The following is a 14,685-nucleotide window of genomic DNA, read 5'->3' as shown; positions in this document are numbered from 1 at the left end:
CCTAGTCGGCCTTCTTCTCAGGCTCGTCCGACCGATCCCGGACCACGATGCGGCCCCGGCGGGTCAGGATTTCGGACAGGGCCTGACGATCCGCCGGCTCAAGGGTGCCCAGCAGTTGGACGGCATCGGCCTCCAGACGCGCGCGACCGCGGATTTCGGCCGCGCGGGATTCCTCCAGCAGGGTGCGGGCGCGGACCGGGTCGAAGTCCGGTTGGTCCGCCAGATCGATGGCGGCGCGACGCTTCTGGCGCGCCTCCTCGAAGTCCGGCTTGGCGGCCAGGGCCGAGGCCTTCAGGGTTTCACGCACCCGCTGCCGGACCTGGGGGTCCAGCTTGCGGGCCACAGCCATCAGCGAGCTTTCCCGGGCCGGACGCTGCTGGGCCTCGATGCGGTCCTCGACCTTGGCCCGGGCGACCAGCACCGTCGCCCCCGCCGCGATCGCGAACAGGTTCAGCGCCACCGAGGCGGCGAGCGCGATCTTGAGGACCTTGGGGCTCAACGGAGCACCTCCGTATCGTCAGCGCCCTGCAGCGAGGCCTGATAGAGGATCGCATCGGCCTGGGCGTCGGCGGTCAGGTGGGAGGTCATGATCACCCCGGCGGCGACGCCCGCGCAGGCGGCGGCAGCCCAGCCGGCGCCCAGCGCCAGAGCCAGACGATCCAGCCACCGGCGGCCATGCTTGCGGGCCTTCAGCCCGGCTTCGGCGGCGGAGGCGATGACCCGGTCGCGCAGGACCATGGACACCTGCGGCGTCGGCGCGGCGTGCAGCAGGGCGTCGAGGGCGTCGGCCTCGGCCAGAGCCGCATGCGCAACCTCGGGCTCAGCCGCCATAAAGGCCTGAGCCACCGCCCGCTCGCTCTCGGGCCACCGCCGCGCGTCGGCGCCGTAGGCCGCGATCAGGGCGTTGAACCGTTCCGGGGTCATCACACTCATGCTCCTTCAGCGTCCGGCCGCATGTCGGCCAGAGCCAGTCTCAACGCCCGCCGTCCGCGTGACAGCAGGCTTTCCAACGCCTCGACGCTGACCTCCATCAGGGCCGCGGCCTCGATGTTGGTCAACTCCTGATAGTGACACAGGACAATGGCCTCTCTCTGACGATCCGGTAAACGCGTCAGGGCCGTCTCGACCCGCGCGCCCACATCGGCCGCCAGCAGACCGCGATCCGGCGCGGCGCCCTCGTCCGGCCGATCCGGCGGGGAGTCCGTGGCGATCTCGCGTCGACGCCGCAGCCGATCGTAGCAGAGGTTCAGCGCCACGCGGTGCAGCCAGGTGTCGAACCGCGCCTTGCCCGGCGTCCAGCGCGGCGCCTGACGCCAGGCGCGCAGCATGGCCTCCTGAGCCACATCCTCGGCCTCGACCGGATCGCCCAGCATGCGACGCGCAAGCGCCAGCATCCGCGGCAGCTTGCGCGCGACCATGGCCTGGATCGCCGCGGGATCGCCCTGACCCACGCGGCGCACCAGATCCTCGTCGGGGTCGGCGATCAGCGCCAATCGGCCCTCGTTCGAACGTCATCGAGAGGGTCTTTCGGCGCAGAACCGTCGTCCCCGACACCTCCTTACTCCGAAGCAGGCGTCTGACGCGACGCCTGACGTGCGGCGCGACGTTCCTCGCGCATCTGCTGGCGTCCGGCGCGGACCTCGGCGGCGGTGACATAGCCATCGCGGTCGGTGTCCAGACGGGCGAAGGCCTGTTCGGATTTGGCTTGGGCCTCGGCGATGACGACGGAGCCGCGCGCGACCGCAGGACGGGCCATCCGGGCCCGGTGACCACGGCGATCCTCGCGGGCGCGGGCGGGACGCGGAGCGGTGAACTCCTCGCGACTGATCGCGCCGTCTCCGTTCGTATCGAGGCGGGTGAAGCGGGTCTCGGCCCGCTGGGCGCGATGGGCCACGGCGCGGGCGCGAAGCTCTTCGCGGGTGACGGTTCCGTCGCCATTGGCGTCGGCGGCGGTCAGGCGGGCGACCCGGCGCGCGACGAACTCGGCCTGACTGATGCGACCGTCGCCGTCGGTGTCGGCGCGCTGGGCGTGAGCGGCCGCGCGGGCCGGTTGCTGGGCGGTCGCGGCGCCGGCGAAGGTCGCCAGCGCGACGGCGGCGACGCCGCCGATCAGAAGGGTCCTGCTCATTCGATGATCTCCATGGCCTTTACGGCCCTGTCGTCCCTGTCAGGAGATCAAACGGCGAAACCCTCAATCTCCGTCGCGGACGGGCGGAAGGGCCTTTTCAAAGGCTGCGCGGGCCGCCGTGCGAACCTCGGCCAGACGGGCGGTCAGGGCCTCGAAATCGGGTGAGCCCGCAGCCTCGGCGAGACGACGGCGGAAGCCTTCGGGCTCCTGCGACGGGTCGCCCGGATCATCGAAGGCGGCGGCCAGAACCTGCCCCAGCGCCTGCTGCAGACGCCACGCCTCGGCCAGTTCCGGATCGTGGATCAAGGCCTCCAGAGTGGAGACCGTCAGCGGCTCGCCGATGGCGGCGGCATGCAGTTGGCCGACCTGGGCGACGAACTCGGCGTCCACCTGGCCGCCCGGCGCCAGCTTCAGGTCCCAGGCGCCCTTGCCGGGCCGCTCGCGGGCCATCAGGTCACGCATCCGGCGGGCGTCGGCGGCGACATTCACGCCCGGACGCGGCCGCCGCAGGATGGCTTCCAGCGCCGTCGTGACGGTCTCGCCGAAGGCGGCGTCATCGGCCCACACTACCCGGGCGCGGGTCAGGGCCATGAACTCCCAGGTGTCGGCCTCGGCGGCGTAATAGTCCTCAAGGGCGGACAGGCGCAGGGACACCGGCCCCTTGGCCGCGCCGGGGCGCAGCCGCATGTCCACCTCATACAGCCCGCCCTCCGCCGTATGGGCCGACAGGGCGGCGATCAGGCGCTGGGTGAAGCGCGAGTAGAAGACCCCCGCCGCCCAGCCCTTGCCCGAGGACACCGCCTCGGCCGGCGCCTCATAGAGGGTTATCAGGTCGAGGTCGGAACTGACCCGCATCTCGCGCGACCCGGCCTTGCCCAGCGCGACCACGGCGACGCGCCCGCCGGACAGCTCACCGCCCTGACGCGCGGCCTCGGCCAGAGCCACGGGCGCCAGCGCCGCCATCACGGCGTCGGCCAGGGTGGTCAGGGCGCGCCCGGCGGCTTCGGGTCCTGCCCGGCCCGTCAGGATCTGCAGGCCGACGCGGAACATCTGGTCCCGGTGGATGCGGCGGACGGCGTTCATCGCGCCTTCGAAATCCGGCGCGGCTTCGGCGTCAGCCACCATCTGCTCGGCGATGCCGGAATCCTCTTCCAGATCGCGGGCGAAGCGGGCGTCCAGCATGCTGTCCAGCGCCGCCGGATAGCGACCGAGCGTGCGGGCCAGCCGGGGGGCGAAGGCCATGACCCCGACCACCAGCTCGAACAGCTTGGGCTGGGCCAGGAACAGGGCCTGCACCTGCACCCCCGCGCTCAGGCCCGAGAAGAAGACGGCGAAGCGGCGGAAGGCGTCGTCCGCCGCCTGTGTATCGGCCAGCGCCGTCAGCAGACGCGGCGCCAGACGGGTGAACAACTCGCGCCCGCGCTCGGTCCGCGTGGCAGGGATGCGCCCGTGGTGCCAGCTGCGGATGGTGTCGGCCACCGTCGCGGGCTCGGAAAAGCCCATGCGCGCCAGCGTCTCCAGCGTCTCCGGATCGTTCTCGACCCCGGTGAAGACCAGCGAACCATAGGGGGAGGACAGCTCCTCTCCCCCCTCGAACAGTTCGCCGTAACGGCCGTTGACCCCGACCAGCAGGATCTCGACCCCGGCGTCGAAGGCGGCCAGATCCGCCTGCCCCGCCAGCGCCCCGACGGCCGCCCGGCGTTCCGGATCGGTCGGCAGGCTGTGGGTCTGTTCGTCGTCCAGCATCTGGACGCGATGCTCCAGCCCGCGCAGTTCGATGTAGGCGGCGGTCAGTTCGGCGCAGACCTCGGCGTCCACGTGCCCGGCGTCACGCAGGGCGGCGAGGGCGTCGACCGTGCGCGGGATGCGCAGCCTGGGGTCCCGTCCGCCGAGGATCAGTTGCTGGGTCTGGGCGAAGAACTCGATCTCACGGATGCCGCCCCGGCCCAGCTTCAGGTTCGCGCCCGCAGCCTCAAGGCCCTCGCCGGTCTTGTGGACGTGAATCTGTCGCTTGATCGACTGGATGTCGAGAATGGCCGGATAGTCGAGGCTGCGCCGCCAGATGAAGGGCGTCAGGGCCTTGAGGAAGGCCTTGCCCTCGCGGATGTCGCCCAGCATGGCGCGCGCCTTGATGAAGGCCGCCCGCTCCCAATTCTGGCCGACGCCCTCGTAATAGGTCAGGGCGAAGGGCGTCGAGACGACCGGCGGGGTCGAGGACGGGTCGGGCCGCAGGCGCAGGTCGACACGGAAGACATAGCCATCGCCCGTCCGCTCCTGCATCAGGGTCGAGAAGGCATGCGCCAGCCGGTCCAGGAACCGCTGCGGCTCGACACCCTCGGCCAGGGCGTCGGTCAGCACCTCGGGCGACCAGAACAGGCTGATGTCGATGTCGGACGAATAGTTGAGCTCGTCCGCCCCATGCTTGCCCATGGCCAGACCGAACAGGCCGGGCACCGGGCCGCGTTTGCTGTCGGGCGGCGAGATCAGCTTGCCCCGCTCGCGTTGGTCGTGGGCGACGGCGGTCAGGGCGGCGCGGGCCGAGGCGTCGGCGAAGCGGCTGAGCGCGCCGGTCACCTGATCCAGATCCCAGACCCCGCCCAGATCGGCCAGGGCCGTCAGCAGGTGCAGCTCGCCCTTCAGCCGCCGCAGGGGCGCGCGGACGTCGTCAGCCCCGCCGGTCAGGGCGACGGTGCGGGCCAGCACATCGGCCAGTCGGGCGTCCGGCCCCTGCTCCAGCAGCTCGCGCAGCATCAACGGCCAGCGGCGGGCCAGTCCGAACAGATAGGGCGAGGCGGCGAAGACCGGCTCCAGCACCGGCCAGGCGGCGTCGAAGGCCTCGGTCCAGCCGCCCTCGGCGGCGGCTTCCGAAAGCCGCTCATGGGCGCGCGCGGCGGCGGCGGCGTCCAGCACGGGCCCGCAGGCGCGTAGCCCGGTCATCGCGCCAGCCGCAGGTGAAGCAGGGGATATGGACGCCCCTGATCGTCCGTCTCGGACCGCCCGATCCGCTCAAAGCCGAGCCGCTCATAGAAGCCGACGGCGCGCGGGTTCTGCTCGTTCACATCGACGGTCAGGACCGGGGCCAGCGACCGGGCGTGGTCCATCAGGGCGCGTCCTATGCCGCCACCGTGGATCGCTGGATCGACGAACAGGGCGTCCACATGGGCGCCGGTCATGGCCAGGAAGCCGACCGGCTGGTCCGCCTCATCGACCTTCACGAACGAGACCATGGCGGGCAGATGCTCGGCCACCAGGGCGTCGATGGCGATCAGGTCCTCGGGCGACAGGAAGTCGTGGGTCGCCCGCACCGCATCGCGCCAGATCTGCAGATTGCGCGGGGCGTCGGCGGGGGTCGGAAGCCGGATCATCCTTCGGCCGCCGGCAGGACCAGCGCCACCCGCAGGCCGGGACCGAAGCCGCCATAGGCGCCGGGGCCTTCGTCCAGAACGATCCGGCCGCCGTGGGCCTCCATCACCGCCCCCACCAGCGACAGGCCGAGGCCCGAGCCGGGCTCGGTGCGGCTGTTGTCCAGCCGAACGAAGCGCTGGATGACCCGTTCGCGGTCTTCCTCCGGCACGCCGGGGCCGGTGTCGGTGACCGAGAACTCGATCTCCCCCGACGAGCGACGCCGGGCGCGCAGCATCACGGCGCCGCCGATGGGCGTGTATTTGATGGCGTTGTCGATGATGTTGGCCAGGGCCTGGGCGAGGAAGGGCTGGTTGGCGTTGACCGTCAGCCCCCGCTCGATCTCGGCGGAGAACTCCAGCCCCTTGTCCTCGCTGGCGGGCTCATAGAGCTCGGCCATGTCGGCGGCCAGGTCGGCGGCGTCGAACAGGGCGGGGTCCGGGATGCGGCCCGACCCTGCGGCGGCCTGCAGGCGGGCGATGGCCAGCACGGTGTTGAAGGTCTTCAGCAGGTCGTCGGCCTCGGACAGGGCCAGCTCCAGCGCCTCTGTGCCGTCGATCTTGCCCGCCTCGGCGTCGATCAGGGCGACCTCCAGTTTGGCCCGCATGCGGGTCAGGGGCGAGCGCAGGTCGTGGGCGATGGCGTCACCGGCATGGCGGATCGAGGCCATGGAGCCTTCCAGCCGGTCCAGCATGGTGTTCAACCCCTGCCCCAGCTCATCCAGTTCGTCGCCGGAGTTGCGGATCGGGGCGCGGGCCTTCAGGTCGCCCTCCTGCACCGCCATGACGACGCTGTTCAGCCGTCCCATGGCGCGCTCGAGGTTGCGGCTGACCAGCAGGCCGCCGACCAGGCCCAGCAGCAGGACGATGCCCATGGCCGCCCACAGCGCCTGCGTCAGGCGGCTCAGATAGGCCTCGGTGTCGCCCATGGACTCGCCGACGAACAGGATCTCGCCGCCCGACAGACGCGCCTGCACGCCCAGCGACTGGGGCCGGGTGACCCGCCCGCTCTCGTCGTTGTCGGTATAGGTGAAGGTGTCCCACGCCGGGGTGCGCCCGCCGTCGCCCGTGCCCTGAGGAACGATGTCGATGGGGCTCTCGGTCAGATTGCCGGTGATCAGCCCGCCCTGCGCATCCATCAGCATATAGAGGTACGGCCCGCCCCGGATGGTCCGGTCCACCAGCGCCGCGTTCAGGGCGTCGGCCCCGCGCTCGCGGTAGACGCTGGTCAGGATCGTGAACTCGGTCGTCACGTCCGCCTGGGTCTTGGCCCGCGCCTCGTTGGCCGAGGCGATATAGACATAGGCCAGCACCGCGCTCGCCGCCGCTGCGAACAGTGCGACGAACAGCAGCGTCAGCCGGAAGGGCGTGCGACGAAGGAGCGAGGGGAGACGCATGGCGATCTAGTGATGAGTGGCGAGTGGCGAGTGGCGAGCAAGGTCATGGGCGGGCCGCACTCCACCACCGCGCAGACCTGCTGGTCCCGCAACACCCATTCTCTCGCCACTCGTCACTCGCAGCTCGCCACTGACGTCAGGCCTCCAGCCGATATCCCGCGCCACGGACCGTCTGCAGCATCGCCTTGTCGAAACCCTTGTCGATCTTGGCGCGCAGGCGGCTGATGTGGACGTCGATGACGTTGGTCTGGGGGTCGAAGTGATATTCCCAGACCTTCTCCAGCAGCATCGTCCTCGTCACCGACTGGCCGGCGTGGCGCATCAGAAACTCGAGCAGTTGAAACTCGCGGGGCTGCAGGTCGATCTCCTGCCCCGCGCGGTGCACGGTGCGGGCGATCAGGTTCATCTCCAGGTCGCCGACCTTCAGCACCGTGGCGACCGAGCCGGTCTCGCGGCGGCGTGACAGGGCCTCGACGCGGGCGATCAGTTCGGAGAAGGCATAGGGCTTGACCAGATAGTCGTCCGCGCCGGCCTTCAGGCCCGTGACGCGGTCCTCGACCTCGCCCAGCGCCGACAGGAACAGGACCGGGGTCTGGTCGCCGTCCTTGCGCAGGGTCTCGACCATGCCGATGCCGTCCAGACGCGGCATCATCCGGTCCACGACATAGACGTCATAGCCGCCCTTCTGGGCCTCCAGCAGACCGAAGGCGCCGTCGACGGCGTGGGTCACCTCATGACCGGCCTCGGTCAGCCCCCGGACCATCGCGGTCGCGGCCTCGGCGTCGTCCTCGACCACCAGAATGCGCATGGAATCAGCCCCCAGATGCAAAATCGCCGCCGATGTTAGCGCATCGGCGGCGATGAAGTCAGTTAAGCCTTATTCAGACTTCGGAAGCTCCAGCAACACAGGAACGTTGCCCTGCGGCGTCCACACCAGAAGGAAGACCCCAGTCCCGGCGGCCTGGGCCGCGGCCACCGCCGCCTGGAAATCGGCCACCGAGGTCACGGCTCTCTGGCCCGCGCGCATGATCACGAAGCCCGGCTGGTAGATGCGGTTGTCGCCCCGCCCTTGCTGGGTGATCACCACGCCATTGACGCTGGCGGGGATTTCGAAGCGTTCGCGCAGGGCCGGGCTGATCGGCGCGACGGTCAGGCCGCCCACTGCAGTGCCCGCAGCGGCGGCGCCGGCGTTCGGCTCCGCCCCCGGAACCGCCGTCCCATCAGCGTTGAGCTCGGCAGCCGGAGGACGCGTGCCGGAACGAATTGTCACGGTCTGGCGACGACCATCCCGCTGGATGTCCAGCCGAAGATTCTCACCGGGACGCGCTTGACCGACCCGGCGTGTCAGGTCGTTGGAATCGGTCACTTTCTGACCGTTCAGCGTCAGAACCACATCGCCCTCTTTCAGGCCGCCGCGTTCGGCAGGCCCACCCGGGGTCACGCTGACGATATAGGCGCCATCGCGGCTCTGAAGCCCCAACTGTTCAACCCAAGCCCGGTCGATCGGACCGATCTGGACACCGAGGTAGCCGCGCTCGATCGTCTCACCCCGCATCAGCCGGTCCGTGATCGGCTTGGCGACCGAGGCCGGGATGGCGAAGCCGATGCCGACCGAGCCGCCCGACGGCGACAGGATGGCCGAGTTCACGCCGATAACGCGCCCGTAGATGTCGAAGGTCGGCCCGCCCGAGTTGCCCCGGTTGATGGCGGCGTCGATCTGGATGTAGTCGGTATAGGGCGTCTGACTATCGAGCTGGTTGCGGCCCTGCGCCGAGACGATGCCCGCCGTGGCGGTGCCGCCCAGACCGAAGGGGTTGCCCACGGCGATGACCCAGTCGCCCACGCGGGGCTGGGCCGTTTCCTCGAAGCTGACGAACGGGAAGTCCGAGCCGTCGACCTTGATCACGGCCAGATCGGTCGACTCGTCGCGGCCGACCACGCGGGCGCTCATCTCGCGACCGTCAGCCAGTTTGACGCTGATCTCCACCGCGTCGGCGACGACGTGGTTGTTGGTGACGATGAAGCCGTCGGCCGAGACGAAGAAGCCCGAACCGGCGCCCAGGGCGGTGCGGCCTTCGCCATCCTCGCCCTCACCGTCGCCGCCTTCGCCCTGCCCGTTCGGCACCGGCACGGCGCCGAGGCCCGGGATCTGGATGAAGCCCTGACGCGGGGTCGCGACACGGGTCTTCACATCGATCTGAACCACGGCGGGGGCGACCTGCTGGAAGATGTCGGCGAAGCTGAGCGGCGCGCCCTGCGGCGGGGCGAAGTTCAGGCCGGCGGCGCCCGCGCTGGGCACCAGTCGGCCCGAGGCTCCGGCGACCGGATCGGCGTGGGCCGCGGGCCAGTCGATCACCCCGCCCGCGGTCGCGGCGGCGGCGAAGGCCAGGCCGGCGACGGCCCCGAGCATGAATTCCTTGCGCTTCATCATAGGCGGTCGTCGATCCTCTCACCGGGCGACGAACGCGCCCGTTACGGCGATGAATATAGAGCGTTTGCGAGTCACACCAACGCTCATGCCCTGATGTGGCTCCTGCCCCGCGTCAGTCGTCGGACCGCTTTGCGTCAGGATCGCGGCGAAGCTCCTGTCCCGCGAGAATATCGGCCAGCCGGGCCTCCTCCTCAGGCGAAAGCGGCGCGACCTCGGTCTTGCGACGACGCGCGAAGGCGATGAAAGCCGCGCCCACCGCCAGCAGGGCGGCGAACGGGCCGAACCACAACAACCAGGTCCCGATCCGCACCGGCGGCTTGAACAGGACGAAGTCGCCGTAGCGACGCACCAGATCCTCGCGGATGGCCTTGTCGGTCTTCCCGGCGGCGATCTGCTCGCGCACCAGACCGCGCATGTCCGAGGCGATGCCCGCCGGACTGTCGGCGATGGCTTCGTGCTGGCAGACCACGCAGCGGATGTCGTCGAACAGGCGCTGGGCGCGGGCTTCCTGCGCCGCGTCCGGCAAGGGACGGTCCGGCGCGGGCGGCGGCTCGGCGGCGATCAGGCCCAGCGCGGCCACGGCGATCAGCAGGACCCGCTTCATGCCGCCGCCTTCCGCGCGCCGACGGCCACCCGCAGGCGACGATCAAACAGGGACAACACTCCGCCCAGCGCCATGATCAGCGGCCCGAGGAAGATCAGCCGCGCCCACGGGTTCCACCAGACGCGGACGTTCCACGCCGGAGCGCCGTCGGTCGCCTGGGCCCGCTCGCCGACCACCACATAGACGTCGTCCAGCCCGCGGAAATCGAGCCCGACCTCGGTCGTGGTCTGACCGCCCGCCGGGAAGAAGCGGCGCTCGGCGGTGACCTCTTTCGTGCGGCCGCCGGGCGAGGCGACGCTGAGGCGGCCCTGCTCGGCCAGATAGTTGGGGCCTTCGACAATCTTCACCTCATTGAGGGTGACGGTCCATTTGCCCGCCTGCACCGACTGGCCGATGGCCAGCGGACGCGCGGCCTCGATGCGATAGCCGGTCTCGACCACCGCCCCGAGCACGAAGACGCCGAGCCCCGCGTGGGCCAGCGTCATGCCCCAGGCGCCCAGCGGCAGCCCCTTGGCCCGGCGCAGGGTCTCGGCCAGAGGCGCGCGGAACAGCTTGATGCGCTCCGCCGTCTCGGCCAGCGCCCCGAGGATCAGCCAGGCGCCCAGACCGATGCCCGCCGCCGACAACGCCTTGCGCGGCTCGAACACGGCGAAGGCCAACAGCGCCATGACCACCGTCAGGGCGGCGGCGATGGCCAGCCTCTGCGTCACGCCCTTCAGATCGCCGCGCTTCCACGCCAGCAAAGGCCCGGCGGGCAGGATCAGCAGAGCCACGGTCATCAGCGGCACGAACGTCAGGGCGAAATAGGGCGGACCGACCGAGATGGTCGCACCCGACGCCGCCTCAAGGATCAGCGGATAGAGGGTGCCCAGCAGCACCGTCGCGGCGGCGGCGGTGAGGAACAGGTTGTTGATCACCAGCGCGCCTTCACGGCTGACCGGAGCGAACATGCCACCGCCCTTCAGCTGCGGCGCGCGCCAGGCGAACAGGGCGAAGGCCAGACCGGCGGTCCCGCCGAGAATGGCCAGCAACATCATCCCCCGCTCGGGATCGACGGCGAAGGCGTGGACGCTGGTCAGCACGCCCGAGCGCACGAGGAAGGCGCCCAGCATGGAGAAGGTGAAGGCCAGCAGGGCCAGGAAGGTCGTCCAGCCCGCCAGCGCCCCGCGCCGCTCGGTCACCACCGCGCTGTGCAGCAGGGCCGCGCCCGCCAGCCATGGCATGAACGACGCATTCTCCACGGGATCCCAGAACCACCAGCCGCCCCAGCCCAGCTCATAGTAGGCCCAGAAGCTGCCCAGCAGGATGCCGACGGTCAGGAAGGCCCAGCTGGCCAGCGCCCACGGACGGACCCAGCGACCCCAGGCAGGCCAGAAGCTGGCGTTGGCCCGGCCCTCGATCAGGGCGGCGACGGCCAGCGAGAAGCAGACCGAGAAACCGACATAGCCGCAGTAGAGCAGCGGCGGGTGGAAGGCCAAGGCCGGGTCCTGCAGCAGCGGATTGAGCGATTCCCCTTGGAAGGGGGCCGGGTTCAGGCGCGTGAACGGGTTGGAGGTGAAGACGGTGAAGCTGAGGAACAGTGCGCCCAGCAGCCCTTGGGTGGCGACCGCGCTGGTCTTCAAACCGAACGGCAGGTTCTGCGCCCGCGCCAACGCCGCGCCGAAACCGGTCAGGACCAGACACCACAGCAGCAGCGAGCCCTCGTGGCTACCCCAGGCGGCGGCCACCTTGTAGAGCATGGGCTTGTCGGTGTGGCTGTTGGCCGCGACGTTGGCGACCGAGAAGTCCGACACCACGAAGGCGAAGATCAGGGCCGCGAAGGCCACGGCGATCAGACCCGCCGAGGCGATGGCCGCGCCGTTGGCGGCGCCCGCCAGCACCGGGCTGCGACGCAGGCGACCGGCGGCGGCGATGACCGCCTGCAGGGCCGACAGGGCCAGGGCGAGGATGAGGGCGAAGGCCCCGGTTTCGACGATCACGCGGCGGGACCTTCCGTCTCGGGACGCCACTCGCCCTTGGCCTTCAGGCTCTCCTGAACCTCGCGCGGCATGTAGTTCTCGTCGTGCTTGGCCAGCACCTGCGTCGCGCGGAACGTGCGGTCCGCCTGGAAGGCGCCCTGGGCCACGATCCCCTGCCCCTCGCGGAACAGATCGGGCAGGTCGCCGCGATAGACCACACGGGTCGAGGCCAGATTGTCGGTGACGACGAAGGCGACCTCGCCGTCGTTCGAGCGCTTGACGCTGCCCATCTCGACCAGCCCGCCGAGGCGGATCACCCGCCCCTCCGGCGCCTTCTCGAGGGTGGCCTCGGACGGCGAGAAGAAAAAGGTCACGCTGTCGCGCATGGCGTAGAGCGACAGCCCTACGGCCAGCGCCAGGATGGGGGCCACGGCGGCGACGATCCACAGGCGACGGCGCGCCTTGGGCGATTTCGGCAGCCAGCTCATGCGGGACCTCCCGGCGGCAGGCGGCGTTCCAGATCGGTCCGGCGCGGATCAGCGGGATCGAGCGCGGCGATCAGCGGCAGCCACATCTCGCGCACCGTGGCGGCGTCGCCTCGCGCCAGCGCGGCCTCGCCGAGGAAGTAGCGAGCGCCCAGTTGGCTCTGATCGCGCTTCAGCGCTTCATGGAAGGCGGCCTCGGCGTCGCCGCCGACTTCGCCGCCGTTGGCGCGCACCAGGCTTTCGCCCAGCCGCGCCCAGCTCTGGGCGTCCTCGGGGTTCAGGGCCAGCGCCCGGCGGAAGGCCGAGGCGGCGCCGATGGGATCGCCCGCGTCGAACCGGGCCGCGCCCAGCATGGTCAGGGCCTCGCGATTGTCCGGCTGCTCGCGCACCACCCGGGCGACGACGGCGGCCAGTTGAGGGCCCTCCAGCATCTCGGGCTGGGTCGCCCATTCATCGACGCGGCGCTCATAGGCCTGATCCGGCAGGCCCGAGGTGCCGACGGCCATGTACAGGCCCAGGGCGGCGGCGACCGTCACGCCGACCCCGGCCAGGGTCCAGACCCGGTCCTTGGCGCCCACCCGCAGCGGGGCGGCGGTGCGCTCGCCCGACAGGATGCGGCGGCCGGCCTCGGCGCGGGCGGCGGTCCAGCTCGCCTCGTCCATCAGGCCCCGGGCCTTCAGGCGATCCAGCTCGGCCAGTTCGGCCACCGCGGCGGCGGTCTCGACCGCCTCGCCCGCGTCCGCGCCACGGCGGGCTCCGGCCAGCACCAGCAGCCCCGCGAGGGCGGCCAGGAGGGCTGTCATGATCCAGAAGAATGTCATCGCCGCGCGATGTAGCGGATCAGGCCGCCCGCGACGAGGCCCCGGCGGACACAGGCGCGCCCCCGGCGACTGCGGCGCGGCGACGCACAGTCCGGGCGGCGTCCTTGGCCTCGATCAGTTCGAGGTAGCGGGCGGCGACCGAAACCAGCTTCAGCGCATGCTCCTCGTCCGACGCCTCGCCATCATTGACCATGGTCAGGACCTGATCGGCGTAGTCGCTGAGGCGGTCGGTCAGGGCGTCGACCAGGGTCTTGCGCGCGGCCTCCGAGCCGAAGACGGCGGCGGCGCCCCGGGTCGCGCCGACCAGCCGCAGCAGGGCCAGGGCGGCGTCAGCGGCCGGACCTCGCGCGGCGGCGTCCAGCATGGGCGCCATGCGGCTCATCCGGCCCGAGGTCTGCACCCGGGTCAGCGGCAGGGCCTTGTCCACGGCCTTGTCGGCGGTGCGCAGCAGGCCCGCCAGCCAGCCGGCCACCTTGACCCGGCTGTCGCGCACCCGGCGTCCCCACTCCGATTCCGGGTCCAGGGTCAGGGTGACGTCCAGCTCGGCCAGCACGCTGGCGCACCAGTCGAGATCCGCGATGACGGCGTCGACGCCGCCGGGCGTTCCGTCCGGGCGATAGGCGGCCAGCCGCTCGGAGCGCGTATCCACCCCCGCCAGCAGCCGCTCGACGAAGCCCGCCAGCTCAGAAGCGCTGAGGAAGCCCCGGCGGCCCGCGACGCCCGAGGTCCGGGTGATGATCCGCAGCACCAGCACCGCGTCGTCCAGCCGAGCGAACAGCATCTCCAGCAGGCGGCTGGCGCCGTCCTCGTGGATGTCGGAGCAGTCCTTCACCAGCAGGCGCAGCTCGGCCAGCTGGTCGCCGTCGGGGCGCTTCAGCCACACCTCGATGGACGGCAGGGCCCGGCGGGCGAGGTGGGACAGGTCCAGGCACCAGGCCAGGTCGATCAGCCCCTGCGCGCGGCGCTCGGGAGCCAGATCCTCGGGCCAGACGAGGGCGGGCCGGTCGCGCACGGCGGCGGCGGCGGACAGGCAGTAGCGGTTGGCCACGGCGACAGCGTCGGGGCCGTCCTTGTCGAGGCGGGGCAGCAGGTCCAGCTCGCGCTCGACGGCCAGCCGCCACAGGCGGGGCAGGACCGAAGCCGGGAAGGTCATGGCGGCGATGCCGTCGGTCCGGGGCTGGAACATGCGCGCGACCGGGGCCAGCACATAGGCGCGGCGGGCGCGGTCGCGGACCTCCTCGGCCAGCATCAGACGCAGCTCGGCGGCGCGGCCGCCCGGCAGGCCGGCGACGGCGGCCGAGACGGACTTGAGCACGGGCTCGGGGCAACGCCCTATCAGGGCGGCCAGCGCGACGCGATGGGCGGCGGTCAGCCCGGACATGAGGCACCTCGGGGTCGGGCGACATCCCGACCAGGGGCGGAAAGTGCACCGTCGAGGTTAACAGGCGATAACCGCCTGT

14 protein-coding genes are annotated in these 14,685 nt (G+C 71.2%); all 14 read right to left on the bottom strand.

Translation table 11 applies throughout. The features are described 5' to 3' along the window. Nucleotide 1: 1 nt before the first annotated feature. Nucleotides 2-499 carry a periplasmic heavy metal sensor gene (locus ACTIEF_RS13355; RefSeq protein WP_439472630.1) on the bottom strand — a complete coding sequence of 166 codons (498 nt, stop codon included), beginning with the start codon at nt 497-499 and terminating at the stop codon, nt 2-4. Next, nucleotides 496-933 carry a hypothetical protein gene (locus ACTIEF_RS13350; protein WP_439472629.1) on the bottom strand — a complete coding sequence of 146 codons (438 nt, stop codon included), beginning with the start codon at nt 931-933 and terminating at the stop codon, nt 496-498. Before ACTIEF_RS13350 ends, ACTIEF_RS13355 begins: the two co-directional genes overlap by 4 nt. After that, nucleotides 930-1,493: an RNA polymerase sigma factor gene (locus ACTIEF_RS13345; RefSeq protein ID WP_439472628.1), complete on the bottom strand. Its 564-nt coding sequence runs from the start codon at nt 1,491-1,493 to the stop codon at nt 930-932. Before ACTIEF_RS13345 ends, ACTIEF_RS13350 begins: the two co-directional genes overlap by 4 nt. 65 nt (nt 1,494-1,558) lie before the next feature. Next, nucleotides 1,559-2,128, bottom strand: a complete 570-nt coding sequence (locus tag ACTIEF_RS13340; protein ID WP_439472627.1) for an EF-hand domain-containing protein — start codon at nt 2,126-2,128, stop codon at nt 1,559-1,561. Between the two features lie 63 nt (nt 2,129-2,191). Then, complete coding sequence (locus ACTIEF_RS13335) at nt 2,192-5,065, bottom strand: bifunctional [glutamine synthetase] adenylyltransferase/[glutamine synthetase]-adenylyl-L-tyrosine phosphorylase (RefSeq protein ID WP_439472626.1); 2,874 nt, start codon at nt 5,063-5,065, stop codon at nt 2,192-2,194. Beyond that, nucleotides 5,062-5,493, bottom strand: coding sequence for an acetyltransferase (locus tag ACTIEF_RS13330; RefSeq protein ID WP_439472625.1), 432 nt, complete (start codon nt 5,491-5,493; stop codon nt 5,062-5,064). The genes ACTIEF_RS13335 and ACTIEF_RS13330 overlap by 4 nt, the downstream gene beginning before the upstream one ends. Further along, complete coding sequence (locus ACTIEF_RS13325; RefSeq protein WP_439472624.1) at nt 5,490-6,926, bottom strand: sensor histidine kinase; 1,437 nt, start codon at nt 6,924-6,926, stop codon at nt 5,490-5,492. Before ACTIEF_RS13325 ends, ACTIEF_RS13330 begins: the two co-directional genes overlap by 4 nt. A gap of 136 nt (nt 6,927-7,062) precedes the next feature. After that, on the bottom strand, nt 7,063-7,734 hold the full coding sequence (locus ACTIEF_RS13320; protein ID WP_439472623.1) for a response regulator transcription factor: 672 nt from the start codon (nt 7,732-7,734) through the stop codon (nt 7,063-7,065). A 69-nt stretch (nt 7,735-7,803) separates the two neighbouring features. Then, complete coding sequence (locus tag ACTIEF_RS13315; RefSeq protein WP_439472622.1) at nt 7,804-9,357, bottom strand: Do family serine endopeptidase; 1,554 nt, start codon at nt 9,355-9,357, stop codon at nt 7,804-7,806. Between the two features lie 112 nt (nt 9,358-9,469). Further along, entirely contained in the window at nt 9,470-9,961 is a 492-nt protein-coding gene (locus tag ACTIEF_RS13310; protein ID WP_439472621.1) for a cytochrome c-type biogenesis protein, read from the bottom strand. Continuing rightward, the gene (locus tag ACTIEF_RS13305) at nt 9,958-11,940 is read right to left on the bottom strand and encodes a heme lyase CcmF/NrfE family subunit (protein WP_439472620.1); all 1,983 of its coding nucleotides are present in this window, start codon (nt 11,938-11,940) and stop codon (nt 9,958-9,960) included. The genes ACTIEF_RS13310 and ACTIEF_RS13305 overlap by 4 nt, the downstream gene beginning before the upstream one ends. Continuing rightward, nucleotides 11,937-12,407 carry a cytochrome c maturation protein CcmE gene (ccmE, locus tag ACTIEF_RS13300; RefSeq protein ID WP_439472619.1) on the bottom strand — a complete coding sequence of 157 codons (471 nt, stop codon included), beginning with the start codon at nt 12,405-12,407 and terminating at the stop codon, nt 11,937-11,939. Before ccmE ends, ACTIEF_RS13305 begins: the two co-directional genes overlap by 4 nt. Continuing rightward, nucleotides 12,404-13,207, bottom strand: a complete 804-nt coding sequence (gene ccmI, locus ACTIEF_RS13295) for a c-type cytochrome biogenesis protein CcmI (RefSeq protein WP_439472618.1) — start codon at nt 13,205-13,207, stop codon at nt 12,404-12,406. Before ccmI ends, ccmE begins: the two co-directional genes overlap by 4 nt. A gap of 37 nt (nt 13,208-13,244) precedes the next feature. Next, complete coding sequence (locus tag ACTIEF_RS13290) at nt 13,245-14,606, bottom strand: hypothetical protein (protein WP_439472617.1); 1,362 nt, start codon at nt 14,604-14,606, stop codon at nt 13,245-13,247. Nucleotides 14,607-14,685: the final 79 nt, after the last annotated feature.

The organism is Brevundimonas sp. (genome assembly GCF_051858995.1).
Lineage (GTDB): Bacteria > Pseudomonadota > Alphaproteobacteria > Caulobacterales > Caulobacteraceae > Brevundimonas.
Note: the sequence above shows the minus strand (reverse complement) of the source record. Positions and strands in the feature narration are given on the sequence as shown.